Source organism: Halomonas campaniensis (genome assembly GCF_002211105.1).
GTDB lineage: Bacteria > Pseudomonadota > Gammaproteobacteria > Pseudomonadales > Halomonadaceae > Vreelandella > Vreelandella campaniensis_A.
Map to the genome: position 1 here is coordinate 16415 of NZ_JPUA01000010.1, position 26447 is coordinate 42861.

The 26447-nt window shown below is 57.7% G+C and carries 28 protein-coding genes; 9 read left to right on the forward strand and 19 right to left on the reverse strand.

Annotation, left to right across the window (positions count from 1 at the left end; translation table 11 throughout):
• Window positions 1-37: 37 nt before the first annotated feature.
• Window positions 38-1903, reverse strand: coding sequence for a DNA primase (dnaG, locus tag JI62_RS03540; RefSeq protein ID WP_088698849.1), 1866 nt, complete (start codon window positions 1901-1903; stop codon window positions 38-40).
• A gap of 245 nt (window positions 1904-2148) precedes the next feature.
• Window positions 2149-2364 carry a 30S ribosomal protein S21 gene (rpsU, locus tag JI62_RS03545; RefSeq protein ID WP_008956349.1) on the reverse strand — a complete coding sequence of 72 codons (216 nt, stop codon included), beginning with the start codon at window positions 2362-2364 and terminating at the stop codon, window positions 2149-2151.
• Between the two features lie 224 nt (window positions 2365-2588).
• On the opposite strand from rpsU, the gene tsaD reads away from it, so the two are divergent.
• Window positions 2589-3638: a tRNA (adenosine(37)-N6)-threonylcarbamoyltransferase complex transferase subunit TsaD gene (gene tsaD, locus JI62_RS03550; protein WP_088698850.1), complete on the forward strand. Its 1050-nt coding sequence runs from the start codon at window positions 2589-2591 to the stop codon at window positions 3636-3638.
• Here tsaD and plsY read toward each other — a convergent pair.
• Window positions 3635-4207: a glycerol-3-phosphate 1-O-acyltransferase PlsY gene (plsY, locus tag JI62_RS03555; RefSeq protein ID WP_088698851.1), complete on the reverse strand. Its 573-nt coding sequence runs from the start codon at window positions 4205-4207 to the stop codon at window positions 3635-3637. The two genes, tsaD and plsY, sit on opposite strands and share 4 nt — an antisense overlap.
• A gap of 90 nt (window positions 4208-4297) precedes the next feature.
• Here plsY and folB point away from each other — a divergent pair, with 90 nt between their 5' ends.
• Both folB and folK read left to right on the forward strand, forming a co-directional pair.
• A complete protein-coding gene (gene folB / locus JI62_RS03560; RefSeq protein ID WP_088698852.1) occupies window positions 4298-4678 on the forward strand; it encodes a dihydroneopterin aldolase in 381 nt (126 codons plus the stop codon).
• A complete protein-coding gene (folK, locus tag JI62_RS03565) occupies window positions 4675-5223 on the forward strand; it encodes a 2-amino-4-hydroxy-6-hydroxymethyldihydropteridine diphosphokinase (protein WP_088698853.1) in 549 nt (182 codons plus the stop codon). The genes folB and folK overlap by 4 nt, the downstream gene beginning before the upstream one ends.
• A gap of 4 nt (window positions 5224-5227) precedes the next feature.
• Here the strand turns inward: folK and JI62_RS03570 are convergent, their stop codons facing one another.
• Window positions 5228-6397 carry a polynucleotide adenylyltransferase gene (locus JI62_RS03570; protein WP_088698854.1) on the reverse strand — a complete coding sequence of 390 codons (1170 nt, stop codon included), beginning with the start codon at window positions 6395-6397 and terminating at the stop codon, window positions 5228-5230.
• The gene (locus tag JI62_RS03575) at window positions 6397-7215 is read right to left on the reverse strand and encodes a symmetrical bis(5'-nucleosyl)-tetraphosphatase (protein WP_088698855.1); all 819 of its coding nucleotides are present in this window, start codon (window positions 7213-7215) and stop codon (window positions 6397-6399) included. The genes JI62_RS03570 and JI62_RS03575 overlap by 1 nt, the downstream gene beginning before the upstream one ends.
• 204 nt (window positions 7216-7419) lie before the next feature.
• Here JI62_RS03575 and JI62_RS03580 point away from each other — a divergent pair, with 204 nt between their 5' ends.
• Window positions 7420-7599 carry a hypothetical protein gene (locus JI62_RS03580; protein WP_088698856.1) on the forward strand — a complete coding sequence of 60 codons (180 nt, stop codon included), beginning with the start codon at window positions 7420-7422 and terminating at the stop codon, window positions 7597-7599.
• Window positions 7599-9068: an FAD-dependent oxidoreductase gene (locus JI62_RS03585; protein ID WP_088698857.1), complete on the forward strand. Its 1470-nt coding sequence runs from the start codon at window positions 7599-7601 to the stop codon at window positions 9066-9068. The genes JI62_RS03580 and JI62_RS03585 overlap by 1 nt, the downstream gene beginning before the upstream one ends.
• On the opposite strand, the gene apaG is transcribed toward JI62_RS03585, so the two are convergent.
• Genes apaG through JI62_RS03610 form a run of 5 tightly spaced genes read right to left on the reverse strand, consistent with a single transcriptional unit; the run spans window position 9037 to window position 14850 of the window.
• Window positions 9037-9414: a Co2+/Mg2+ efflux protein ApaG gene (gene apaG / locus JI62_RS03590; RefSeq protein ID WP_088698858.1), complete on the reverse strand. Its 378-nt coding sequence runs from the start codon at window positions 9412-9414 to the stop codon at window positions 9037-9039. The two genes, JI62_RS03585 and apaG, sit on opposite strands and share 32 nt — an antisense overlap.
• On the reverse strand, window positions 9411-10238 hold the full coding sequence (gene rsmA / locus JI62_RS03595; RefSeq protein WP_088698859.1) for a 16S rRNA (adenine(1518)-N(6)/adenine(1519)-N(6))-dimethyltransferase RsmA: 828 nt from the start codon (window positions 10236-10238) through the stop codon (window positions 9411-9413). Before rsmA ends, apaG begins: the two co-directional genes overlap by 4 nt.
• A 26-nt stretch (window positions 10239-10264) precedes the next feature.
• Window positions 10265-11335, reverse strand: a complete 1071-nt coding sequence (gene pdxA, locus JI62_RS03600) for a 4-hydroxythreonine-4-phosphate dehydrogenase PdxA (RefSeq protein WP_088698860.1) — start codon at window positions 11333-11335, stop codon at window positions 10265-10267.
• Window positions 11335-12360, reverse strand: coding sequence for a peptidylprolyl isomerase (locus JI62_RS03605; protein ID WP_088698861.1), 1026 nt, complete (start codon window positions 12358-12360; stop codon window positions 11335-11337). Before JI62_RS03605 ends, pdxA begins: the two co-directional genes overlap by 1 nt.
• 39 nt (window positions 12361-12399) lie before the next feature.
• Window positions 12400-14850 (reverse strand): LPS-assembly protein LptD, encoded by a 2451-nt coding sequence (locus JI62_RS03610; RefSeq protein ID WP_088698862.1) that lies wholly within the window; start codon window positions 14848-14850, stop codon window positions 12400-12402.
• 70 nt (window positions 14851-14920) lie between these two features.
• Here JI62_RS03610 and JI62_RS03615 point away from each other — a divergent pair, with 70 nt between their 5' ends.
• From JI62_RS03615 to speD, 4 genes are all read left to right on the forward strand, one after another.
• The gene (locus tag JI62_RS03615; RefSeq protein WP_088698863.1) at window positions 14921-15928 is read left to right on the forward strand and encodes an aminoglycoside phosphotransferase family protein; all 1008 of its coding nucleotides are present in this window, start codon (window positions 14921-14923) and stop codon (window positions 15926-15928) included.
• A complete protein-coding gene (gene murU, locus JI62_RS03620; protein ID WP_088698864.1) occupies window positions 15925-16584 on the forward strand; it encodes an N-acetylmuramate alpha-1-phosphate uridylyltransferase MurU in 660 nt (219 codons plus the stop codon). The genes JI62_RS03615 and murU overlap by 4 nt, the downstream gene beginning before the upstream one ends.
• 77 nt (window positions 16585-16661) lie before the next feature.
• Window positions 16662-17090, forward strand: coding sequence for an OsmC family protein (locus JI62_RS03625; RefSeq protein WP_088698865.1), 429 nt, complete (start codon window positions 16662-16664; stop codon window positions 17088-17090).
• Window positions 17087-17881, forward strand: a complete 795-nt coding sequence (gene speD, locus JI62_RS03630) for an adenosylmethionine decarboxylase (RefSeq protein WP_088698866.1) — start codon at window positions 17087-17089, stop codon at window positions 17879-17881. The genes JI62_RS03625 and speD overlap by 4 nt, the downstream gene beginning before the upstream one ends.
• Window positions 17882-17961: 80 nt before the next feature.
• On the opposite strand, the gene lpxL is transcribed toward speD, so the two are convergent.
• From lpxL to ispF, 9 genes are all read right to left on the reverse strand, one after another.
• Window positions 17962-18876: an LpxL/LpxP family Kdo(2)-lipid IV(A) lauroyl/palmitoleoyl acyltransferase gene (gene lpxL, locus JI62_RS03635; protein WP_088698867.1), complete on the reverse strand. Its 915-nt coding sequence runs from the start codon at window positions 18874-18876 to the stop codon at window positions 17962-17964.
• A 12-nt stretch (window positions 18877-18888) separates the two neighbouring features.
• The gene (gene alr, locus JI62_RS03640) at window positions 18889-19989 is read right to left on the reverse strand and encodes an alanine racemase (protein ID WP_088698868.1); all 1101 of its coding nucleotides are present in this window, start codon (window positions 19987-19989) and stop codon (window positions 18889-18891) included.
• Between the two features lie 189 nt (window positions 19990-20178).
• Entirely contained in the window at window positions 20179-21150 is a 972-nt protein-coding gene (gene rpoS, locus JI62_RS03645) for an RNA polymerase sigma factor RpoS (protein ID WP_088698869.1), read from the reverse strand.
• Between the two features lie 163 nt (window positions 21151-21313).
• Window positions 21314-22390, reverse strand: coding sequence for a peptidoglycan DD-metalloendopeptidase family protein (locus tag JI62_RS03650; RefSeq protein WP_088698870.1), 1077 nt, complete (start codon window positions 22388-22390; stop codon window positions 21314-21316).
• 6 nt (window positions 22391-22396) lie between these two features.
• Entirely contained in the window at window positions 22397-23356 is a 960-nt protein-coding gene (locus tag JI62_RS03655) for a DUF368 domain-containing protein (RefSeq protein ID WP_088698871.1), read from the reverse strand.
• The gene (locus JI62_RS03660; RefSeq protein WP_088698872.1) at window positions 23353-24030 is read right to left on the reverse strand and encodes a protein-L-isoaspartate(D-aspartate) O-methyltransferase; all 678 of its coding nucleotides are present in this window, start codon (window positions 24028-24030) and stop codon (window positions 23353-23355) included. The genes JI62_RS03655 and JI62_RS03660 overlap by 4 nt, the downstream gene beginning before the upstream one ends.
• Window positions 24017-24763 carry a 5'/3'-nucleotidase SurE gene (gene surE, locus JI62_RS03665; RefSeq protein WP_088698873.1) on the reverse strand — a complete coding sequence of 249 codons (747 nt, stop codon included), beginning with the start codon at window positions 24761-24763 and terminating at the stop codon, window positions 24017-24019. The genes JI62_RS03660 and surE overlap by 14 nt, the downstream gene beginning before the upstream one ends.
• A 116-nt stretch (window positions 24764-24879) precedes the next feature.
• Window positions 24880-25911: a tRNA pseudouridine(13) synthase TruD gene (truD, locus tag JI62_RS03670; protein ID WP_088698874.1), complete on the reverse strand. Its 1032-nt coding sequence runs from the start codon at window positions 25909-25911 to the stop codon at window positions 24880-24882.
• Complete coding sequence (gene ispF / locus JI62_RS03675; protein ID WP_088698875.1) at window positions 25904-26392, reverse strand: 2-C-methyl-D-erythritol 2,4-cyclodiphosphate synthase; 489 nt, start codon at window positions 26390-26392, stop codon at window positions 25904-25906. Before ispF ends, truD begins: the two co-directional genes overlap by 8 nt.
• Window positions 26393-26447 lie beyond the last annotated feature (55 nt).

The window sequence follows — 26447 nt, forward strand, 5'->3', positions numbered from 1 at the left end:
CGTTAGGAATTCAACCCCCATCGCCCAAGACACCGCCTCATTGGCGCTGAGCAAGCTCCATTACCAAACTTGCCAAACGCTGACGCTGCTCCTTATCCAACTTTTGCCCAGCGCGCTCCTGCGCCAGCAACGCCGTGTACTCCTCTTGGGGAGAACGCTGACGCTGAACGTACTGCAAGTGTTCCACCAAGCCCTGCAGCTCTGCTTCCCGATCTGCTTTGGGAATCAACAGCTCGCGCTTGGCGAAGGCCGCCAAGGCCTGCCCCTGCTGGCTGCCTTGAAAATGCGCCAACACCACTTGCGGGCTGCGGTAGCGCCCCGCCTTGAGCAGTTCAACCAACTCTCGGCATAGCGGCGCATCGTCATCGTCCGGCAACCACTCCAAATGATCAGGCAGCGTGGCCACCAGGCTTGGCTCATGCAGTAACAGTTGCACGATACGTCCAACCGGGGAGAGTGCCTGGGAACGCGAGCGCGATGAGCGGGCTGACGCAGCCAAAACAGCGCCGGGCGCGGATGAGGCCGATTCGGGCTCATCCTGCTCTGCCTGCGCCTGCGAAGCATCACTTTTGGTGATGGATCGCTGCGATACCTGAGCACGCTTTTCAAGCAGCACTTTCAACTGCTCTTGCGCCAAACCACTGCGCTTTGCCAATGACTCCAGCAGTAACGATTTGAGCATGCCTTCAGGCACTTTGTTCAATGCCTCAAGCACCTGACTGGCAAACCGCTCGCGCCCTTCCACAGTATTCAAGTCGCGCCCTTGAGCCGCCTGTTCGAATAGAAACTCCGACAGCGGCATGGCACAGGTCACACGATCCTGAAATGCCTGAGTGCCCTCACGGCGCACCAGGGTGTCCGGATCATCACCTTCGGGCAGAAACAGAAAGCGCGCTTCACGGCCATCAATCATTTGTGGCAGCGCGGTTTCCAACGCCCGACTGGCCGCCTGCCTGCCTGCACGGTCACCGTCGAAACAGAACACCACGCGACTCACCAGTCGAAACAAGCGGGTCAAATGGTCTTCCGTGGTGGCGGTACCCAGCGTAGCCACGGCGTTATGAATACCGTATTGCGCCAGCGCCACCACATCCATATAGCCTTCGACCATGACCAGTTGCTCAAGCTTGCTCGAGGCTTGGCGTGCCTCATACAAGCCGTATAGCTCACGGCCTTTATGGAACACGGGCGTTTCCGGCGAGTTGAGATATTTGGGCTGATCATCACCCATCACCCGTCCACCGAAGGCAATCGTGCGGCCGCGCAAATCGCGAATGGGGAACATTACCCGGTCACGAAAGCGGTCGTAGGTACGCCCAGTATCCTCACGGTGAATCAACAGGCCGTACTCGACCTGCACTGGCTCACCAATACCGCGCTCGCTGAGGTGCTGTTTCAGCGCCTCCCAGCCTGCCGGGGCATAGCCAATGCCATAGGTCTTGATCACCTCGTCCGAGAGCCCACGACCCGACAGATAGCGTTGAGCGGACTGGCCCTCCTGCATCTTTAACCGCTCGCGATAAAAACTGGCCGCGAGCTCGAGCAGGTTGACACCCTCTTTGCGCTTCTTTTCCCGCTGCTGAGCACGCGGGTCATCAGCGCCTTCCCGCGGCACTTCAATACCCAGGCGTCCAGCCAACTGCTCTACCGCTTCTGGAAACGGTAGCTTGTCATACTCCATCAAGAAGCGTAGTGCATTACCATTAGCTCCGCAGCCAAAGCAGTGATAAAACTGCTTATCAGCACTGACGGTGAACGATGGGGTTTTCTCTTGATGGAAGGGACAAAGCCCGGAATAATTGCGGCCAGCCTTTTTAAGCTGCACACGCTCACCAACCACCTCGACCACATCAACGCGGCCTAACAGGTCATCAATGAAACGCTGTGGAATTTGGCCTGCCATGAACTACGGGCATCCTCGCGCAAAGCGCTAACTTTCGAGACTGTTTTAAAAACCGCTCTTAACAACCCTGCTTAACGTCATCAGGCCCGTTGCCAGATCACCTTAAACAGCGACGCTCTTGAACGATCGCTTTGAAAAACGATGGTTTAAAAACAACAGTCAAAAACAAACGGCCACCTAGTGGCGGCCGCTTGGCATCCCTCTTGAGACGACCAGCTAACTGCTCCGGCCCCCTCGGGTACGGATCAATAGAGCCGTTCGAAACGCTTTTGCTCACGCTGGACTTTCTTAGCGTGGCGTTTTACGGCAGCTGCCGCTTTGCGCTTGCGCTCAGCAGTCGGCTTCTCATAGTGCTCGCGGCGGCGTACTTCAGAAAGAACACCGGCTTTTTCGCAAGAACGCTTGAAGCGACGCAGGGCGACGTCAAACGGCTCGTTATCACGTACTTTTACAGAAGGCATTAAGCACTCACCTACCTTAAGGAGTCTTGAGTTCGGATAGTACGTACACTGCGATATTACATTTTAGAACACGGTGTACGACCCAGTTTTACAGCGCACAGTAGTTTAGTCGCCGTTGACCATCTTTGCAAATGCTTACGCTGACCTGCTGCGACAATGTTAGACTACTGCACTTGTGTTTTTCACTTTTACATCTTTTGAATAGCCTTTGAGAGTCCCTCTTTATGCGTGTTCTGGGCATTGAAACATCCTGCGACGAAACGGGTGTCGCGCTTTACGACACTGCGTTAACCGGCGGCAAGGGGCTGCTTGCCGATGCGCTGTATAGCCAAATCGCCATGCATGCAGAATTTGGCGGCGTGGTGCCCGAGCTCGCTTCTCGCGATCACACCCGCAAGCTACTGCCGCTGATTGAGCAGGTACTGAGCGACGCCAAGCTGACGCGCCGTGATCTGGATGGCATCACTTACACCGCAGGCCCGGGCTTGGTCGGCGCATTAATGGTGGGCGCCAGTACGGCTCACGGCATGGCACGCGCTTTAAATATTCCGGTGCTCGGCGTACATCATATGGAAGGCCACTTATTGGCTCCGATGCTGGAAGACGAACCTCCCGAATTCCCTTTCGTGGCGCTGCTGGTATCCGGCGGCCATACCCAGCTCGTCGAAGTTCAGGGGTTGGGTCGCTATCAGTTGCTCGGCGAATCAGTGGACGATGCCGCAGGTGAAGCGTTTGACAAAGCCGCCAAGATGCTGGGACTGGCCTACCCAGGCGGCCCCCAGGTCGCCAAGTTAGCGGAACAGGGCGACCCTAAGCGCTTCCGTTTCCCGCGCCCCATGACCGACCGGCCAGGGCTAGACTTCAGTTTTTCGGGCTTAAAAACCCACACCATGACGGCTATTCGCCAGCTGGAAACAGCCGGTGAACTCGACGCCCAGGCCCGTGCCGACGTTGCCCGCGCCTTTGAAGAGGCCGTGGTCGATACGCTAGTAATCAAGTGTCGTCGAGCGCTGGATCAAACCGGCTTGAAGCGCCTAGTGGTGGCGGGCGGAGTCAGCGCCAATCATCGGCTGCGCGAACGGTTACAAGCGGCGTGTGAAAAACGCCAGGCCCGCGCCTACTACCCGCGTGGGCGGTTCTGTACCGACAATGGCGCCATGATTGCTTATGTAGGCGCTCAACGCTTGGCAGCGGGCGAGCGCGACACCCCCGGCATGATGCAAGCGACGCCCCGTTGGCCGCTGGATAAGTTGACAGCGCCAGCCTCACACTAAGAATCACGAAACGGCGGCTCTTCACCGCGCCGAAGACGGCGAATATTAAGCCCGTGTCGTGCCAGCACCAGCAGGCTGAATCCACCTACCACCACGACGTACTCAGGCGCTAGCCAGGCACAAGCCAGTGGCGCCACGAGTGCGCTCACCAGCGAGGCCAGCGCTGCCGTTTTTAATCGCCACGCCAGCAGCGCCCATATCGATGCGCTCAGGAGCGCTACCTGAGGCACCAGTACCAGCAGCACACCAAAGGCACTGGCGACCGCTTTACCGCCACGAAAGCCATGCCACAGTGGAAAGCTGTGACCGAGCAATACCGCCAATCCCACGACGCCCTGCAACCAGACTGGGTATCCCATCAGCTTTGCGCCCAAAACAGCGGGCATGGCTTTTAAGGCATCTAACAGCAGCGTGGCTGCCGCTAAACGGGAGCCATATAAGCGCAGCACGTTGGAAAAGCCGGGATTAAACGAGCCGAATTGGCGGGGATCGCCCACGCCCGCCAGGCGGCAAACGCTTAGCGCTGCCAGCCAACTGCCACTTAAATACCCCACCACTATCCACACCATGGTGCCATGCTCGCTTTGTGGCCCGATATACTGTCGTTTCCCCCCATCCTAACGTACAATCGCCCGCTTGTTACCGCAGGGGGAAGCTGGATGGATCGCATTTTGATTGAAGCGTTAAGCGTCGATACCGTGATTGGTGTCTACGACTGGGAGCGCTCGATTCAACAGTCACTAAGCTTAGACCTGGTGTTGGCGACCGACATTCGCTCGGCGGCCGCCACCGACGATTTACGCCTTACCCTGGACTACGCCGCTATCTGCCAGCGCATTCAGCAGTTTGCCGATGCCCATCAGTTCGCCCTGGTCGAGACCTTTGCCGAACGCCTTGCTGAGTGCCTGCGTACGGAATTCCCCATCAGCTGGCTGCGCTTGACGGTACGTAAACCGGGGGCGGTTCCCAACGCCGCCAGCGTCGGCCTGGAAATTACTCGCGGCGCCCTGCCGGAGGCAGCCCAGGAGACCCACGCATGAACCTGGTAACCGTCAGCTTAGGCAGCAATATCCACCCCACTCGGCATATCCGCTGCTGCCTCGATGCGCTTGCTGATACTTTCGGCTCCCTGCAAGTCTCTCGTGTGTTTGAAAGCGAGCCGGTCGGCTTCGCCGACAGCCGCAATTTCTATAACCTGGTGGTGGCATTTTATAGCACCTGGACGCCTGGCGAACTTCAAGCATGGGGCAAGCAGCTGGAAATAGAGCATGGCCGCCTGCCCGACATTGCCAAATTCAGCCCCCGCGCGCTGGATATCGACTTGCTCACCGTAGGCAGCCTTTGCGGCACGGTTGACGAAATCGACTTACCGCGTAGCGAAATCACCCATAATGCGTTTGTGCTACAGCCGCTTGCTGAGCTGCTGCCCGAGGAGCGCCACCCCCGCTGCGGCACGCCCTATGCCGCGCTATGGAGCGCCTTTGAGCTTGGTAGCCAACGCCTTTGGGCGGTGGATTTCAGTTGGCGCGGCCGCTGGATCTCCCAGGCTGACCAACAGCCCCTACTGGCGGCGGCACGCCGGTAAACGGCTAGATTAGTGCCGCCTCCACAGCCTGCGCGCGGCGATCTCGCAAGGCCTCGCCCAGCGCTGCGCCTTGATAACCCTCAGCTATCAGTGCCTGGGGGCTAACCGCCCGCGCAGCTTTCCAGGCGCGTTCAAGCGGGTCAACCTGCTCCGGCGCCAGTATCTTGACTAACGCCAGTTGCTGCTCGACCTGCTCTGGCTTACGCCAGCCATCCAAACGCTCCAGCCAACGTAGCACACTAAGGCCCTCTAATGCGTCGGCAGGCGGCGCATGGTTGGTTAATGAATGGTTTGTTAGCGCATGTTTTATTAAAGAATGGGTAAGCGCGGTATGGCGAGCTAATTGGGCAACCGCATTGGGCAGTTTGAGTCGTTCCGACAAAGCATCGCGCGGCTCAGCGGCTAGCGGCGATACCAGCTGCGCATGGCGCCAATGAGCCAATGGGAACATATCGCTATCAGGCACCTGCGCCATCGCTACCAAGCCCTTCACCAACGCTTCGCCCGCCAATTCCGGCCACCACACGCGGAGCGCGTCGCAACGCTCAAGGGTGGTGAAGTAGACCTCGGGGCTTGGTTCACCCAAGGCCTTTTCCGTTTCGACCCAAACCCGCTCGGCGGCCAGGTGTTCAAGTTCGCCACTTTGGCTTACCGTGCGCATAAGCGCCAAAGTTTCAGGGGCAATGGTGAAACCGAGTGACGCATAGCGGGCCAGAAAACGTGCGGTACGCAGCACCCGCAGCGGGTCTTCGCTAAATGCCGCAGAGATATGCCGCAACACACGCCGTTCGATATCGCCTTGTCCATTAAACGGGTCGGTTAATTCGCCGTCGGTGCTCTGGGCAATGGCGTTAATGGTCAGATCACGCCGCAACAGATCCTCTTCCAGGCTGACATCGGGGCTGGCGTGCACTTCAAACCCGCCATAACCATGGCCAGATTTGCGCTCAGTGCGGGCCAAGGCGTACTCCTCGGCTGTATCCGGATGTAGAAAGACCGGAAAGTCGCGCCCCACGGGTTTAAAGCCACGTTTGCGCATGGCGTCTGGCGTAGCGCCCACCACCACCCAGTCATTGTCATAGACCGGCCAGCCGAGTAACTCATCGCGCACGGCGCCGCCCACCCGATACACGCTCAAGCCCGCTAAACGTGGATCGCTATTGGTCTCTTTCACTACTGTCTACTCCGTTGCTGGCTCGCCACACTGGTTCGCTCTCCGCTGTCCAGATTGAGCGCGGTTAACCGCCCCCCCCAAACGCAACCCGTATCCAGCGCCTCGACGAGCACCCGCGCCTGCGGGGTTCTTCCTTCCAGTGCCGCCCAGTGGCCGAAAAGCAGCCGGGTATTATCATCTCGCGGGTATTGAAACCAGGGCAGAAAACCTGAAGGCGCACTATCCAGCCCCTCTTTGGCAGCAAAATCCAAACGGCCCTGGGAATCAATAAAGCGCATCCGAGTCAGCACATTGACAATCAGGCGCAGCCGATCCATGCCGTCTAAATCGTCGTGCCAACTGTCTGGCTGATTGCCAAATAGTTGAGTTAAAAACTCACCGGATGCTTCACTGGAAAGCGACGCCTGCACTTCACGCCCCAGAGACACGGTCTGGGCTACGCTCCATTGGGGCAGCAGCCCCGCGTGGGTCATTAGCGTACTGTTTTCAAACACGCTAAGCGGTTGGCTCTGTAGCCAATCCAGCAACACTTCGCGATCAGGCGCGCCCAGAATATCGCTCAAGGTGTCGTTTTTTTTCAGCTTGCCGCCGCCGCGCGCCACGACCAGCAAATGAAAATCGTGATTGCCCAATACGCTGCGTGCCGAGCTACCCAGTGCGCGCACTTCTCGCAGGCATGCTAAAGAGCCTGGGCCACGATTAATTAAATCCCCGACCAGCCATAGCGTATCCCGTGTGGGATTGAAGCTGAGCTTCTCGAGAAGGGCTACAAATTCGGCGTGACAGCCGTGCAGATCGCCGATCGCATAGGTACTCATGCGGGAGGCCTTTTTCATAAAATAAGTGGACTAATACTATCACTTCACCGATACCCTCTGCCTGTTGTAGACGGTTTATGTTGATGATTAACACTGGTTAAAAGAGTGAACCTGGCTCACTATAAAAGTACGCTTTGATGCTCTTAAGCCATTCGATAGTTAGTTAGCCACCTGGTAATAACTGTTAAGGAAAACGATACGCCTATGGCAATGGATCACTCTCGACGCAGCCTGCTGCGAGTTGCAACACTGGCGGGCCTTGGTGCCCTCATACTTCCCGGCACAGCGCTTATTCCTGCCGCACGTGCCACTGCTGCCAAGCTTGGCCCTCCCCCCGTTGCGGTGACGGTTAATGGCTGGCTACTGAACAGCAGTGACCGCTGATGTATATCGCCTTTGAGAATATCAACGAACACAGCGACGCCTGGGATGTCTGCATTATCGGCGCGGGTGCGGCGGGCATTTCCATGGCCGTCACCCTAGCAGAGCGAGGCCACCGGGTACTGCTCTGTGAAGGCGGCGATGCGGACTACAGCGAACGCTCCCAGGAGTGCTACCGGGGTGACGTCGTCGGCGACCCGTATATTCCCCTGTATGGCGCTCGGCTACGCCATTTAGGTGGGTCGACCAACCACTGGGGCGGTATTTGTCGCCCTTTGGATCGCTACGACTTCAATGCCAAAGCCGCCGCCAGCGAAACGGCCTGGCCTATAGGCCGCGATGCGCTGGCTCCTTACTACAGCTCGGCCGTTACTATGCTCGGCCTGGAACCTACGCCAGCCGATCATGTGATCCCTGAGGCGGGGTTAAAACGCATCTATTTTTCGCTGGGTCACCCCACACGCATGAAGGAGAAGCATGCCGCCACGCTGAGCGATTCGGCCACGCTGGCGTGCTGCCTAACAGCCAACTTGGTGGCGCTGGAAAGCCAGGCGGGCAAAGTCACCAGCGCCACTTTTAGCAATTATCGGGGCGACTACCGCAAGGTTCAGGCGCGCTACTTTGTACTCGCCTGCGGCGGCATCGAAAACTCGCGCCTGCTGCTGTGGTGCAACCAGCAACTAAATGGCCAGCTAATCCCTCAAGCCGATACCTTAGGGCGCTACTGGATGGAGCACCCCCACGCCACAGTGGGCAAGGCGCTGCTATTTGAGCCCGCGGCCCTGGGTTTGGACGAGGATTACAACGTTTTCCTCTCCCCCACTGCTCGCTCCCTGCGCTCACGACAAATACTCAATTGTGGGCTGCGCTTGCACCGCATGAATGCTGAAGCCACCCAGGAGCTGATTGACGAGCTCGCCGGTCAGGCGCCCACGCTGGCCGGCCGGGTACGTGTCTGGCAGGCCCAGGGGCGGATAATCCACGGTGCAGTGCTAAGAGCCGCCTGGGAGCAGGAACCGCGCTATGACAATCACATTGAGTTGAGCGATGAGCTGGATAAACTGGGGGTGCCCCGTAGCCGATTGGTATGGCGGCAATCTGAGCTGGATCGCCGCACCATTCGCGAGAGTATGCTGCTGCTGGGGGAGTATCTGCGCGATCACGAGGTAGGTAGGCTGCAACTGGCTGACTGGCTAGCCGATACGCCGGTACAACTGCCTACCGAGGGAGAATTGGCTGGCCGTCACCATATGGGCGGCACGCGTATGAGTCTTAATGCCGAGGAAGGCATTGTTAACCCCGACTGCCGACTGTTTGCCCAGGATAACTTCTATGTGGCGGGTTCCAGCGTTTTTGCCAGCGCCGGGCATGCCAACCCCACGTTAACCCTTGTGCAGTTGGCCCTGCGGCTTTGCGACCATCTGGAGAGTAGGCTAACGACTAATGGAGCTGAAGCGGCACAGCCAATCTAAATGGATTAATCGCCACCTCAAAAACACGCTGGGTGGAGGTGTCTAACAATGTATAGGCGCCCTCCATCACCCCTACCGGGGTCTGGAGAATCGCCCGGCTGGTGTAACGAAAACTCTGGCCGGGGCCAATCAGCGGCTGCTGGCCGACGACGCCTTTGCCGCGCACTTCTTGGTACTCGCCGCCTCCCTGGGTAATTTTCCAGTAGCGCGCCATAAGCTGGACGCTGTGGGGGCTTTGATTTTGGAGGGTCACGGTGTAGCTAAATACGTAGCGTGACTCCCCATCATTAGACTCATCGGCACGGTAGTCAGGCACAACGCTTACTTTGATCGCCAGGTCACTCACGTTTGGCTTCCCCGCTCACCGTTTGCCTGCTCGTCGGCGGTAACACGGTTGGCAATCGCCACGTACTCCGCCACGGTCAAGGTTTGGGGGCGGCGAATGGGGTCAATGCCCAGGTCTTCCAAAGTATCGGCAGTTACCCGCCCTTTGAAGTTATTGCGTAGCGTTTTTCGCCGCTGGCCAAAGGCGAGCTTTACCAGCTCAAACAGTAACGCAGGGTCTTCCGCGGTATGGGGAAGCGTTTCATGGGGCGTTAAGCGCACGATGGCCGAGTCGACTTTGGGCCGTGGCACAAAAGCTTCCGGCGGCACTATAAACAGCTGTTCGACCTGGCAGTAGTACTGAGCCATAACCGACAGACGCCCCCAATCAGCGCCACCGGGCTCCGCGGCTAAGCGTTCAACCACCTCTTTTTGCAGCATAAAGTGCATATCTTCTATGGCACTTCCTGCAGCCAGCAGATGTATGATCAGTGGTGTGGAGATGTTGTAGGGCAGGTTGCCCACTACACGCAGCGCAGGCCCATCGCCTTTCAACGCGGCAAAATCAAACTTCAGCGCATCGCCTTCATGAATCACAAACTCGGGGTAGTTGAAGAACTGCACCCGCAGGCCGGGAATCAGGTCGCGATCAAGCTCGATAACTTCCAAGTGCCCCGCGGCTTCCAGCAGTGGCTCGGTCAGCGCTCCCTGGCCTGGGCCGATTTCGACAAGGCGATCCGTCGAGCGCGGACCAACGGCGCGAACGATCCGCGAAATAATGCCAAGGTCGCGTAAAAAATTCTGACCAAAGCGTTTACGGGCGCGGTGTTGGGGCACAGTAGACATCAAACGGTGTTCCTTGGAGTGCGGATTCAATCAGGGGATTTTATAGACAATCGCTGCGCGGCTAGACGGCGCGCAAGGGCGATAGCGACGTTTAGGCTGCCGGGGTTTGCCACGCCTTTGCCTGCCAGATCCAGCGCGGTGCCATGGTCGACCGAAGTGCGTACCAATGGCAAGCCCAGAGTAATGTTAGCGGCCTGACCAAAGCCGGCGTATTTTAACACTGCCAAGCCCTGATCGTGGTACATCGCCAGCACCGCATCGACACTAGCTAAATGCCTGGGGGTAAACAGCGTGTCGGCAGGCAAGGGGCCAAGTATATCCACTCCCTCAGCGCGCAGCGCATCAAGCGCAGGAATAATAATATCCAGCTCTTCACGCCCCAGGTGGCCGTCTTCTCCAGCATGAGGGTTTAAACCGCACACTGCGATGCGCGGCTTGGCAATCCCAAACTGGCGCTGTAAATCAGCCTCAAGCAGTCGGCTAATACGGGTTACCCGTTCAAAGGTGATGGCGTCGGCAACGTTGCGCAGCGGCAAATGGGTGGTCACCAGCGCCACACGAAGATCGCCACTGCCCTGCCAGCTTGGTGACGCCGCATGCAGCGCCGCGTCGGTGGCGAGCATCATTACCACCTCATCGACACCGCAAGCATCGCGCAGCCACTCGGTGTGGCCGGTAAAGCCTGGATGGCCGCCTTCGATGATCACGCCTTTGTGTAGCGGCGCCGTCACCATGGCGGAAGCCAAACCTTTTTGGCAGGCGTCCACGGCCAGTGACAGCATCGCCAGCACATAGTCAGCATTGGCCGGATTGAGCACGCCTGGCGTGGCAGGCGCATTCAGTGCGACAGGCCAAACCCTCAACCCCTTGGTGCCACTTGGATGCTCGCCGGGCGGACACACATTAATGGTGATATTGAGCCCCAGCGCAGTTGCGCGCTGGCGCAACATATCCGGATCGCCAATCGCCACCGTGTTTTCAGGCAGCTTACCCCGAGCCGCCAGCATAAGCGTTAGCTCTGGGCCGACACCTGCCGGTTCGCCAGTGGTCACGACCACCGGCAAAGCGTTATCGGTTGATAAAGCGCCCGCAGCCATTAGAGTCGAATATCAACAAAGGCCTGAGAGCGCACCTCTTGCTGCCAGGTCTCTAACTCTTCGTTAGCGCGACGCTGGAAGATCGCTTGACGCACCTGCTCGCGCTGGCTCTCTTGGGTAACGTTTTGACGACGACGCTCCTCTACCTCAATCACGTGATAGCCAAACTGAGAACGTACCGGCTGGGATATCTGGTTAACGTCCAGCTCACGCATCGCCTCTTCAAAGGCGGGAACGGTCTGCCCTGGGCGTACCCAGCCCAGTTCGCCGCCGTTGAGGGCCGTTCCGCTGTCGTCACTCATCTCACGGGCTACTGAGGCAAAATCCTCGCCCTGCGCCAAACGCTGACGCACCTCTTCCGCGCGTGCGCGGGCCTGGTTTTCATCGCGATTAGGGGTCAGGGCAATCAGCACGTGGCGGGCACGGGCCTCTTCAATAAAGTTCTGCTCGCTGGACTGACCGGGCTGCTGATTTAGAAAGCGCTCGACGTCACGGTCACTGACCGATACGCGGTTACTGATTTGACGCTGCTGCACCTGGCGCATCAACATTTCGCGGCGAATGTCTTCACGCACGCTGGCCAGCGTCATGCCGTCGGCTTCCACGGCATCGGCAAACTCATCCAGCGTCATGCCGTTGGATTCAGCAATCGAGCGAACCTGTCTGTTTAGCTCGGTGTCATCAATGCTCAAATTGGCATCTTTGGCCATTTGCAGCTGAATCTCTTCCATCACCATGCGCTCAAGTACCTGCCGCTCCAACTGGGAGCGCGGCGGAAGGTTGCCGCCCTGGGCTTGCGCCTGCTGCTCGATTTGCGCCATCCGATCATTAAGCTCGCTGCGCATAATCACATCATCGTTAACCACTGCCACCACACTGTCTAACGCCTGACGCTGAGTGGATTGGAAGTCTTGCGCCTGAAGGGCTAGCGGGGCCAACGCAAGGCCTGCGCCTACAAACAGAGCGAGCAGGCTTCCAGCAGAGAGCTGTTTCATGCGGCCTAGCAGGGGCTTTCTCATTTTCATAACAAACGTCTCTTTCATTAGCCATTCTCTGGAAGTCATTTAAAGGGCAGTCGGACGATAGCCAGGAATGGTCTGTTCAAAATAGCTATCCGCATCCTGGCCAACGCCGCCTAAGCCACGGAATACGAAGCGTAAAAACAGCCCGCGATCATTAAAGTCATCATTAATGCGGGCGGTGTCATTGTCATCTACCCATTCGCGCCACACCAACTGCAGACCGTAACAGCAGTTGTTCCACTGCACACCTGCCAACTGCTCCAGTGAGCGATCATTGGTTTGATCGTGCAGGTAGCGGCCGATCAAATCAATGTTGGTGCTGGCTTTCCAAGCAAATGAGAGATCCCACTCTTCACGGCTGTAGTCGCGAAAGCCATCATCGCCCGGCAATACGCTGGGGTCGAACCCTTCGATCTCCCAACGATAGCCAAGGTTCACTACATGCCCTTCGGGATGCCGATAACCGACATCAACGCTGGAGCGTTCGGTGCGTTCCCGGTGATCATCGTAGAGCCATTCTGCGCCACTGCTCCAGCGATCATTGATCTGCCAGTCCAGCCGGGACACCAGCGGCGAACGATCCCGAGTGGCTTGGTAGCGGCTTTCTGGATTAACGCTAGGGTTATCTTCCGGTCGATCCGGCAGCGTATCGGCATCGCCTTCGCTATCGATGCGGCGGTCGTCAAAGTAAACACTCTGGCCTACCCCAAACGAGAGCCGGTTCTGGCCGGATGCATCTTCCAATAGGCGCGACTGAACACCGTAAGAGAGCCGGTTCAGATCGCCCACTCGGTCGGTGCCGGAAAAGCGCTGCGCTGACCAGAGCTGATCCCAGGAAAAAGCGCGCTCGCGGCTGTCGAAGTCAGGCAGCTCGCTCTGATCGGTGCGCGGCACGTAGGCGTAGTTCAAGCGCGGTTCCAGGGTTTGGCGGTAGTCCCGCCCACCGAGTGCCAGCTCACGTTCAAAGACCAGACCGCTGTCAATAGAGGCCAGCGCAACGCTGCGGCTGGGTGAGTCGCTACGCTGCGTATCGCGCTCGCCATAATCCAGTTCATAGGCGGTATTCCATAGCTCGGTGCGCGGCTCCAGGTAGCCCCAGGGCCGCTCAAAGCGCCAGCCAACCGCAGGCATAAGGTGCAAACGGCTACCGGTGGCCGCCTCACGCTCCGGTACGCGGCGCTCATCCACGTCGCGCCAAAAATAGGTCGCGTTTGATCGCCACTGGGTATAGAGCCCATTGTCGAACTGCCAGTTGGCATTGGCGCTCAGGCTCGGCAGTTGGTAAAAGGGTTTGTCGCTATCGCTAAGCGGGTCTTCCAGGCGCTGGAAACCCTGGGCGCGGGCGTCCAACTGCCAGCGCTGGCCGCGGTAATCGACCTGAGCCAAGCGCTCCATACTGGCGCGATCACTGTCGCCAAACTCACCACCGAAGTCATCGAAATAGCGTCCGTCACTGGCCGCTCCGTAGCGCAGCCGGTAATTGCTGCGCTCGTTTACCCGCCCTGCATGACGGGCATCCACATACCAGCGATCATCACCCTCGAAGCGATTTTCTCCGCCGCCAGAGCCACCGTCGTCACTGTTTAAATAGCCGCCTTCAACGATGCCCGAGCTCTCCTCGAACAGGTAGCGGTACTCACCGTTCATCAACAGCCCGCGGTCACTTATCCAACGCGGCGTGATCGTCGCATCGTGGTTAGCGGCAATATTCCAGTAAAACGGCTGGGCGTAGTCGAAACCGTCCGTGGAAAAGCCGATCGATGGGGATAGCAGCCCGGTATGGCGGCGATCATCAATGGGAAAGCGCAGCCATGGCCAGTAAAAAATCGGCACATCTTTTACCTCAAGACGCGCATGACGGGCCGTACCAAAGCCAGAAGCCTGATCCAAACGAATATCGCTGCTGACCAGCTGCCAGCTATTGGCGCCTGGGTCGCAGGTGGTAAAGCTTGCGTCCTGCAGGCGATACTCGTTTTCCCCGGTCTGTTCCAGTTGACTGGCTTGACCCCGTAAATGCTGCTCGTAGAGCACATAGTGGCTGTTGCCCAGGGTGGCCCGGTCTTCGTTTAGCCGGAGCATCGCCTGCTCGCCACGCACTAAAGCGCGCCCGTCGCGTATGGCGATATTGCCTTCAGCATCGACCTGCTGGCGGTCGGCGGGTAAGAACACCCGCTCCGCCTGGACTTCCTCATTACCGCGTCGCAGTACTACATCCCCGCGTAGCAACGCCTCGCCGTCGGCAGCATAATCGACGTCGCTGGCCTCTAGCGAGAGCGTTTCCGGGTTATCCTCCGCTGGCAAGCGGTAGTTGGGCATGACGTAGCGCCCGCGGCACAATTGGTTAGCCGCTTCCTCTTCCCCCCAGGGTTGCCAATCCAGCGCTTCAGCGGACATGGTTTGACCCTGAGCCACCGCCGTAAACGAGGCGCTAGCAAGCAAACTGCCCATTAGCGTATGCGCAACCGGCAAGGTGCGCGAAAATCGCTTGCCCATGTTCGTTATCCTTGGCATCCAGAATCGGTATTATACAGCCCGCATGATGCCCGACCAGCAAGGAGCTTGCATGTCCTCATATCGGATTAACGCCCTCACCGTGTGGGCTGCCCAACAAAATGGCCTATCCCAGGCCGATATTTCGCTTTCGTCCGCCGTGGGGGATGCGAGTTTCCGGCGCTATTTTCGCCTCACGCTACCCGACGGCACCACCCAAGTGGTCATGGATGCCCCCCCTGAGCAAGAGGACTCCCAGCCGTTTGTTAACATCGCCAAGCGCTGGCGTAGCGCTGGGCTGCCGGTACCCAAGGTGCATGCGACTAACCTAACGGATGGTTTTCTGCTGCTTGAAGACTTGGGTAATACACCGCTGCAGAACCTATTCAACGACGACGCTACCACACAGGCTTACCATGCGCAGGCTCTCGCGCTGATCGCCGAGCTGCAAAATCGCGCAGACCCTGACTCACTGCCTGCTTATAATACGGCGCTGCTGGGCCGTGAGCTCGATCTGTTTCCCGAGTGGTGCCTCAGCGCTTGGTTAACGTTGCCACCGCCGGACAGCTGGCACACAGTTCGCGAGCAGTTAATCCAGCACGCCTTAGCGCAGCCGGTGGTCACTGTGCACCGTGATTTTGATGCCATGAACCTGATGGTACATGAACAGCGGCTGTTTATGATCGACTTTCAGGACGCCGTGGCAGGCCCGCTTAGCTATGATTTGATCTCGCTGCTGCGGGGGCGCTACTGCCGTTTTAGCAGCGAGCAGTTTGCCGACTTTGTCGATACTTTTTATCGCCAGGCGCGCAGCGACGGCCGCCTTTCCAGCAGCGTGGATTTTGCCACTTTTCTCACCCAGTGCCACGCTATGGCCGCTCAGCGCTCACTAAAAGTGTTGGGAATTTTCTGCCGTTTAACCCTGCGCGATCAAAAAAGTGGCTATCTGGAGCGCTTACCGCACTTTCTGGATCATCTGGAAGATAGCCTTTCGCACCTGACCGAGCAGGCTGAGTTCGCCGAGTGGGTCAACCGCAGCTTAAGGCCTGCCATCATGCAACGATTAGCGGAAGTGTTATGAAAGCGATGATTTTAGCCGCGGGCCTGGGCAAGCGGATGCGACCACTCACTGACCACTGCCCCAAGCCGCTGCTGCCCGTAGCGGGTAAACCACTGATCGTGCACCACCTGGAGCGACTTCGCCAGACGGGTATTCATGAAGTCGTCATCAACGTCAGCTATCGTGCCGAGCAGATTATTGACGCGCTCGGCAGTGGTGACGCCTATGGAGTGCGCATTCACTGGAGTCGGGAAGCAGTGCCTCTGGAAACCGGTGGGGGCATTCAGCAAGCACTGCCGATGCTTGGCGAGGCACCGTTTCTGCTGGTTAACGGTGACGTTTGGTGCGAAGCACTCCCCGACCAGCACGCGCTACAGGGTAACGACCTGGCTCATCTGGTGCTAGTGGAAAACCCCTCTCACCATGCGAATGGGGATTTTGGGCTGGTGGGTGGGCGCGTAAATCAAACCAACACTGAGCGCTTGACCTATGCGGGTATCAGCCTGATTCACCCGGCCCTATTAGCCGAACAGCCCCAGGGGGCCTTTGCCTTGGCGCCACTTCTGAGAACCGCCATTGATAACCAACGGGTAAGCGGCGAACGGTATGCCGGGCTCTGGGTCGACGTGGGAACCCCGGAGCGACTGGCCGCACTGGAAAGCCAGCTACAGAGCTGAGCAATTGGTGGGGCGCGCAGGCCAAGAAATGTTATGCTGCGCGACTTACCTTTCGTCGCCTAGATGAGGAGAGCCGCGTGAAAGCACGGGTAAAATGGACAGAAGGCCGCCAATTCGTGGCGGAATCCGGTAGCGGGCACAGCGTTGTGATCGACGGCCCGCCCGACCACGGCGGCCGCAACACAGGGCCCCGCCCAATGGAAATGCTGCTGATGGGCATGGGCAGCTGCACCGCTTTTGATATTCTGAATATTCTTGATAAAGCGCGTGCGGATGTCACCGACTGCGTCGCTGAGTTGGATGCCGAACGCGCCGATGAAGTGCCCGCCGTATTTACCAAGATCCACGTCCATTTCGTGGTAACCGGTCGCGCGCTGAAAGAGAAGCAGGTTGCCCGCGCGGTTGAACTCTCCGCTGAAAAGTACTGCAGTGCATCGATCATGCTGGTTAACGGCGGCGTTAAGATCACCCATTCCTTTGAGATTATGGAGGAGGCTCGGACGTGACAGACAATCTCCGACTCCACGGGTTTAATAACCTGACCAGCTCGCTGAGCTTTAATATTTATGACATCTGTTATGCCAAAACCGAAGAGCAAACAGCGGCTTACATCGACTATATCGATGAGCTCTATAATGCTGAGCGTCTGACGCAAATTCTTAAAGACGTCACGAATATCATTGGTGCTCACGTACTCAATATCGCCCGCCAGGACTATGAACCCCACGGCGCTAGCGTGACAATTTTGATTGCCGAGCATGAGCTTGATGAGGCAGCGCCTGAGCAGATTCAGCCGGGCCCCGGCCCGCTGCCGGAAACCGTGGTTGGGCATCTGGATAAAAGCCACGTTACCGTGCACAGCTACCCCGAGTCGCACCCCGACAACGGCATTAGCACCTTCCGCCTGGATATCGATGTCTCCACCTGTGGTCATATCAGCCCGTTAAAAGCGCTGAACTACCTGATTCACAGTTTTGACTCTGACATCGTCACCATGGATTACCGGGTACGCGGCTTTACCCGCGATGTGGATGGTAAGAAACTGTTTATCGATCACGGTATTACCTCCATTCAAGACTACCTTGCTGAAGACACCAAGAATGCGTACCAGATGATGGACGTTAACGTGTATCAGGAAAACATGTTCCACACCAAGATGCTGCTCAAAGACTTCGAACTGGATAACTACCTGTTCGGCACGTCGCGTCGCGACATTACCTTTGAAGAAGCCCGTGACATTGAGGGCCGTCTGCGTAAAGAGATGCTGGAGATTTTCTACTCCCGCAACCTGGATTAAGCCCCCAATCTGGATTCAACGCAGCACCAGAACACCAAAAAGCCAGCTAGCGCTGGCTTTTTTTTGACGATTATTGGTGATTAATAAACGCTTGGCTCGCCTTCAGGACGGGTCTTAAAGCGCCGGTGCAACCAGAGGTATTGCTCTGGGTGCTTGCGAATGGCCAGCTCAATAAACTGATTGATCCGTGTGGCATCGGCTACTTCGTCATTGCTGGGAAAGCCTTCCAGAGCAGGCAGGCTTTCAATCGTATACGTCGCATTATCCGGGTTGCGATGGAACATCATCGGCACCACCGATGCGCCTGTCATACGCGCAAGCTTGGCTGTCAAACGAATAGAGGCTGCCGGCTGCCCAAATAGCGGTGCAAACACACTCACATCACGGCCAAAATCCTGGTCTGGTGAATACCAAACCATACGTCCCGCTTTTAGTTCCCGCACCACACCGCGCAGATCATGGCGGTCAATCGCCTGACCAAAAATGCGCCCACGAGCCCGGGTCATAAAGCGCTCAAACAGCGGGTTGTTATGCGGGCGATAAACCGCATCGGCAGAGAAAGACAGAGCGTGGAGGGCTCCGCCCAAGTCAAGTGTCGAAAAGTGAATACCGACAATAATCACCCCTTTACCCTTAGCCTCAGCACGGGCCATATGCTCTTCGCCGATATAAGTGACCCGGTGGCGCAGAGGTTCGCTATCTCGACACCACCCCGTGGCGGTTTCAATCAGGCCAATGCCATTGGCAATAAAGGTATCTTTGACCAGTTGTCGCTGCTGTTCGGGGCTTTTTTCGGGGAAACAGAGCGCTATATTGGTTTCGGTAATATGCCGACGACGCTTGGCAAAGCGCCAGGCCAGTAGGCCAAGCCCTTTGCCGATGGCCATTTTCAAACGCCATGGTAGCCAGGCAGCAATATACATGGCACCAATCGCCAGCCATGTGGGCCAGTATCGCGGGTGGGCGAACGAGCGCGGGTAACGTGATTTCGACATGCAAACAACCGTTTAAGCAAAACGCCCATAATAACGCCGCGGCGCCCGGGGCAGTACCCCTGTGAGCAACGTATAGCTGATGGTATCGCAATAGCGGGCCACTTCATCCACCGACAGCACTTCGCCGTTGCTGGCCCTGCCCCAGAGAACAACCTCGCTGCCGATCGCGACATCAGGCACATCCGTCACGTCAACGGTCAACATATCCATAGAGACTTTACCAGCAATGGCGCAGCGTTGGCCGTTGACCAGTACCGGCGTGCCATCGCGGGCATGGCGGTCGTAGCCATCACCATAACCGCAGGCAACCACGGCAATGCGTGAACGCCGCGGCGCACGCCAGCGACCGCTGTAGCCTACGGGCTCCCCCTCTTCCAGCTCGCGCAGGGCAATGATTGCCGAGCGTAGCGTCATCACCGGTTGCAACTGCTGGGTGATGTCGTTGGCCTCTTCCAGGGGATCGCTGCCGTAGAGCATTATCCCTGGCCGGTTCCAATCGCCGTGGGCCACCGGCCACGCCAGGGTGGCCGGTGAGTTGGCCAGGCATAGCGGCGCTGAAAGCTCACTGGCGAGCCCTTGCAGTCGGGTCATTTGCTGCTTGAAGTAGCCGTCATCGAGGGAATCGGCGCTGGCAAAGTGGCTCATGAGGTGGAGCGACGCCACACTCGGTGCGGCGCTAAGCTGACGCCAGATGGCAGCGGCCTCGTCGATAGCGAAGCCCAGGCGGTGCATGCCCGAGTCAACTTTCAACCAGACGGGAATTGGCTTTTTAGGTGAAGCGGCTAGCAGAGCATCGACCTGCCACTGGCTGTGTACCGTAATCCAGAAGCCGTGGGTATCCACCAGCGGTAGTTCATCAGCGCTGAAGATGCCTTCCAGCAGGATTACGGGTTGGGTAATGCCGCCCTCACGCAGTGTAAGGGCCTCTTCGATACAGGCAACGGCAAACGCCGGTGCCTGGCTCTCCAGCGCTTTAGCGCAAGCCAGCGCACCATGCCCATACCCATCGGCTTTGATGACTGCCACGGTGCGGCTTTGGGGCGCACAGCGGCACGCCAATTGATAGTTGTGACGCAGAGCGTCCAGATCAATATCGGCCACAAGGGGGCGCATGGGCTTTCTCACTCACCTGATTTAGAAATAAAAAGCCGAGTAAGCGCTTAATGACGCTCGCCCGGCTTAGAGAGGTGGCACACTTTTCCCAACCACATAAGCGGTCGCGAGCTAAAGTTGCCTCCCACTGGTGCATTTAGCCGACTAGAAGAGTTAACTCAGCGTTCAGTGGCAAAAGCTCCCGGTCACTCAGGTTTCAAACAGCGCCTCTAAAGAAAGGCCTTGTTTTTCCAGTGCGCGGCGCAGCTTCTTGAGTGCTTCGACCTGGATCTGGCGCACCCGCTCACGGGTCAAACCGATTTCGGCGCCGACTTCTTCCAGGGTGGCTGATTCATGGCCGCGTAAGCCAAAACGGCGCACCACCACTTCGCGCTGTTTTTCACTCAGCTCGTCCAGCCACAGATCCACATGCTCTTTGACGTCACCGTCCACCAAGCGTGCTTCAGGGCCCTGCACTTCATCGTCCGCCAGCGTATCGATCAGTGGCTTATCGCTCTCGCCCCCCATGGGGTAATCCACCGACGACACGCGTTCATTAAGGCCAAGCATCTTTTTGACCACATCGACCGGTTTATCAAGGTGATCGGCGATCTCTTCGGCAGTGGCTTCGTGGTCAAATTTTTGGGTTAATTCCCGCGCCGCCCGCAGGTAAATATTCAACTCTTTGACCACATGGATCGGCAAGCGGATGGTGCGTGTTTGATTCATCAGCGCCCGTTCGATGGTCTGACGAATCCACCAAGTCGCGTAGGTCGAGAAACGGAAGCCCCGTTCGGGGTCGAACTTCTCCACCGCGCGAATCAAGCCCAAATTGCCCTCCTCGATCAAATCCAGTAGCGTCAAGCCACGGTTCAGGTAGCGACGGGCAATCTTTACCACCAGCCGCAGGTTGGATTCAATCATCCGCGAGCGACCCAAGGGGTCACCCTTCCGGGCCAAGCGACCGTAATATACTTCTTCTTCTGGCGTTAACAGTGGCGAAAAGCCGATTTCGTTGAGGTAGATTTGCGTCGCATCCAAGCTTTGGGTCGATTGACGATCCTCGCGCCCTAGTGCCTTTTCGAAAGCGTCTTCTTCTACCGTGACATCATCAGTATCATCAAGCGCCTCCTCAGCAGCATCCAGGTCAACCTCCTGTAGATCTTTCTCCAACATACTCATGGCCTTACCCCTCGTTTGTCGCCTACCCGCCATTTAGAAAGTCAAAGGGGTGCGTTCAAGGACGCACACCATATTGTTATGTGACGATTGTTATATGACGCTCGAATGCAGCGATTCGGGCAACGAAGTCATACGCTGACGGCTCACCCTCCCTGTGAGGACATTAGCGGGAAGGCAGAAAATCCATGGGATCTTGCGGCTGCCCATCACGGCGAACCTCAAAGTGTAATCTGACGTTTTCTGCATCGCTATCCCCCATTGTGGCAATCACCTCGCCGGCCTCGACCACGTCATTTTCCTTGACCCGCAAGCTGTCGTTATGGGCATACGCACTTAGGAATTGATCGTTGTGCTTGAGTAGGATGAGGTTGCCATACCCCCTGACACCACTGCCCGCATAGACCACGATGCCGGGGCCTGCCGCTTTTACAGGTTGCCCCTTTTCACCGGCGATATCAATCCCAGCGGTGATGCTATTACCCTGACCAAACTCTCCGACCACATTGCCATCAGCAGGCCACTGCCAGGCGATGTTTTCAGCGGGCGTATAGGTGCGCGAAGAGCGGTCTACGCTAGCGCTTTGAGCAGGAGCGGCCGCTTCGCGCTGGGGTTCGGGTTCAGACGCTGGCTGCGGTTCTGGCGCTTGCGCTGGTTCTGATTCTGGCTGTGGCGCAGGCTGCTCGGCGGGTTCGGGCTCTGGGTCAGCTGCGGCGACCACTTCAGGCTGGGGCGTTGACGAAGGGCTATTGGCGGACTCAGCCACTTGCTCTGCTGCATCTTCGGCCTCTCGCTCAGCCGTAAGGCGCCGATTACGCTCAATCGCCGACTCATCGGGCAGCAACCAATCCAACTCTTGATCATCACGCGCCACTGAGGCTGTCTGCGGGCTCAACCCGGTCGCCACAGCGCCTCCGCCGCGGGAGGTATTTGCAGCGGGCTGGTTACTGTCCGCGGATGAAACGCCTTCGCGCAGAGCGATGGTTTGCCCTGGCCGGATTTGGTAAGGCGGGCTAATGTTATTCATTGCCGCGAGCTGGCGATAATCCAAATTGTGCTGCCACGCAATGCCATACAGGGTATCGCCGGCTTTAACCGTATATTGGGGCGAGTTTTCCACCGCCTGGCGTGCCTGACTTAAATCCCGCACCTGGGGGCTTCCGCCTTGCTGGCTGGCACAGCCAGCAATTGCCAGTGCCAGCGCCGACATCATTAGTGCTTTAGGTAGATAACCTTTACGCATATAAACCTACTCCTTTTCAGCGCCAAGCTGGGTATCGATTGACCGACGATCCGCATATCGGTTGAGTAACACGACAATAAGGGCACCTACGGCCATTAGCGCGACAACACCGACCACTTGTGCCGAAGCATCGGTCAATGCGGCATAGTCAGCGGGCAATAAATAGCGGTACTCCAGAGGAATCATTTGCCCTTCTGGCCCGATTTGATAGCGTAACAGTTCACGCCATGGCCAGAGAACCGGTAGCGAACCGACAATAAACCCCAATAGCAGTTGCATGGTTGAGGTGTGATGATGCCGTAACAACCAGGACAGCAGCCGTGAAAACAGCGCCAATCCCACCATACAGCCCATGCCAAACAGTATAATAATACCCATATCAAGGCTGCGGATTGCGCCCATGATGGTGCCGTAGAGCCCCATGGTCAGCAATAGAAAGCTGCCTGAAACGCCCGGCAATAGCATGGCGCTAATCGCGATGCAGCCTGCCACCATCACTACCAGTGCTTCATTACCAATTAATAACACCAGTGGCATCATGCCTGGCAACGCCTGGGCGAGCACTAACCCAACCAGTAGCGGCAGTAAATACCATAGTTTCCAGCCATTACTCGCTTGCCATACCACCAAAGCAGAGGCGGAGACCAGGCCAAAAAAGAACCCATCCAGCAGCAGCGGGTGCGCTTCCATCAACCAGAGTGCTAAATGCGCCACACTAAACAGGCTAACCGCGACCCCCGCCAGTAGAGGCACCAGAAAGGCGAGATTCAAATGGTTACTAAGAGCCCGCCAGCCGCCGCGATGCCAAGCGCCAATAGCGCTGGGTCCAAACTGTTTGATCGTATTGATCAGCTCTTCATAAATACCGCTAATAAACGCAATTGTTCCTCCCGACACGCCGGGCACCGCGTCGGCAGCGCCCATCCCTGCGCCTCTTAAAAATATTCCCAAGGGTTGCCGCTTCAATCCACTACTCCTTGCAGTAAGGGTACAAAACGCACGGGCTCAAGCCGACGTTTTTCAAAGGCACTGCCGATGCGCTTTACCTGAGTAAGCCACTGGCTGCCATCGGGCTCTTCTAACGGGGCGATGAGCACCCCATCATGGCTCAATTGCTCAAGTAGCGCTGTAGGCACCGTCTGAGCACAGGCGGTGAGTAAAATAACGTCAAACGGCGCGGCGTCAGGCCAACCAAAACCACCGTCTGCCACCGCCAGGGTGGCAGGTGCTGCTAGCCGTCTTAAGCGCTCAGCCGCTCGCTCGTGTAGCGCGCTGATACGCTCAATGGAGTAGAGCTCTTCGACCAATCGCGACAGGATCAGCGTCTGATAGCCAGACCCTGTTCCCAGTTCGAGCACTCTGCGCGGCACGGCGCGCAGCACGAGCTCTGTCATCCGCGCCACAATAAACGGCTGCGAGAGCGTTTGGCTAAACCCAATCGGCAGCGCGGTATCTTCATAGGCGCGATGAGCCAGCGCTTCGTCAACAAATAGATGACGCGGCTCACTGGCCATCACCTCCAGCACCCGGGCGTCGCTAATGCCCTGTTGCATGAGGCGTTCGACCATACGGTCACGGGTGCGCTGGGAGGTCATGCCGCGACCGCGCAGCTCTCCTGGAGAGATATCAGGCAAAAACATCCAACCATTCCTGCACATCGTTAAGCGCGGGGTGCCGCGTTAGGTCTGTTTGTAGAGGGGTAATCGACACATAGCCCGCTTCGACGGCAGCAAAATCGGTATCATCGCCGTCATCAGCATTGGCGGCTACCGGCGCAATCCAGTAGCGCGTGCGCCCACGCGGGTCTTGAACCGCCAACGGCTTCTCTGCTGGCCCACGATAGCCTAAGCGCGTCACTTTAACGCCTTTAATCTCCTCCCAGGGCACATCGGGCACATTGACATTCAGCAGTGTTCGCGGCGGAAGCGAGAGCTGATCCGCAGCACCAATCAAAGTGCCTGCCACCCGGGCAGCAGTCGCAAAATGGCGCTCGCCGCACAGCGACATGGCAATCGCCGTCATCCCCAAATTGCGCCCCTCCATCGCCGCCGCAACGGTGCCCGAGTAGAGCACATCGTCACCCAGATTACTGCCGTGGTTGATACCTGAGATAACTAAATCGGGTTTTTCGTCCCACACACCGTGAACGCCCAAATAGACGCAGTCCGCAGGCGTACCATCGACGCTGTAAAAGCCGTTATCCAGCGGCGTCAACGAGAGTGGTCGTGACAAAGTAAGCGAGTTGCTGGCACCGCTACGGTCACGGTCAGGCGCCACTACGCGGATATTGGCATGGGCCAACAGCGCATCGTGCAGCGCACGCAGTCCCGGTGCGTGCACACCATCATCATTGGAAAGCAGTAGTCGCCGCATGGCGGGTCTCCTTGATCATAAGCGCGTAACGTGACGGCTCGTATCCATCACTTTTACTAACCTCTAAGCCTGATTAGCCATCCAGACACTGACGGCTGCGTTCAGCCCACCTAACGTCAGCTCGCTAATATCAGCTCACCCAGCACGGCGGTGGCGAAACTGCCCCGCGGCAGTGCAAACGAAAGTAGGACGGCGCCAGGTTCCCAAGTGAGTTGGGGGTTAAGCAGCCGCATACGCAGTGCTCGGCGCGCCTGTTTTACCCCGCTGCGCTCTAAGCCACTACATAGACCTGGATAGTGCTGCAGCAAACGCGCCTCATAAACCCCAGCATCGCCTTCACCAGCTTCGCCAACACCCCACAACACCCCCGTGGGGTGCACATCCAGCTCCGCTGCACGCCCCTGGAGCGCCGCGTCGGTGGCATCGATACCAAACACGCTTTGCGTGCCGTCCAGCATTAACGTATCGCCCGCCAGCGGCTGTGACCAAGTGCCATCGGCGATGCGCGCGCTGAGTAGTTCATTAAACAGAAAACTGCGCGCAGTGGAGAGCATCATACCCTGGCGATCGTCGCGTTTACGCCAACCTCGGTTAAGTAATGCTTCGGCACGCTGAAGATTGCGTCCCTCCGGGCCAAAGCGCTGGGGGCCAAAATAGTTGGGCACGCCATGCTGACAGAGTGCTTCCCAGCGACCAATAAAATCGTCGCCCTCAATGGCTTCACCGCTCAAGCGCAAAACGAACCGATTCGTACGGTGAACGCCACGTTTGAGTTTACGCGGGTGACGCGCCTGCTCCACGACCGTGATGCCCAGCGCAGTAAGCGACTGCTCAAGCTCAGCCGGCGCGTCACGACCGGGCAGATGCACACTTAGCCACTGGCGCGTGACGGCAATACGGTCTTTCATGCCGGAATAACCAATATCACGAGGCGTTACGCCGCAAAGCCGACTTAAGGTCTTGACGACATCTAACGTGGTTTGATTGCGCTTTTCAACTCGCAGCCACAGATGCTCCCCGTGCGCTTCGGGGGTAAAATCAAGCTGCTCATCGACCCAGAAGTCTTCCGGCTGGGCACGGTACTGGCCCGGTTTGGGCGCACCAAACTGAGCGTCTAAACAGCGCTGCCACTCCGGCATATCAATCATTAAGCGCCTCAGCACGATTAAGTAGCACCACCGCCTCCGCGGCGATGCCTTCACCGCGCCCGGTGAAGCCTAATCGTTCGGTGGTGGTGGCTTTCACGTTGACTTGGCCAAGCCCAACGTCTAAATCGGCGGCAATGACTTTCCGCATGGCCTCGATATGTGGCGCCATTTTGGGCGCTTGGGCCATCAGCGTGGCGTCGATATTGACTACCCCATAGCCTTGTTCCTGAACAAGCATGACCACGTGCCGTAGCAGTTCGCGACTATCAGCGCCCTCCCATGCCGGGTCAGTGTCCGGAAAGTGGCGGCCAATATCGCCCAGCGCACAGGCGCCCAACAGTGCATCGCTAATGGCATGAAGCAGCACATCGCCATCGGAGTGGGCCACAAAACCGTGCTCAAACGGCAGCTTAACGCCGCCGATCATTAAATGATCGCCGGGGCCGAAACGGTGTACATCGAATCCGTGGCCGATACGCATTATAAGCTCCTAGTGATTAAAGCCTGCCTGGCGTGTTAGCGGCTTTTTCCGCCCT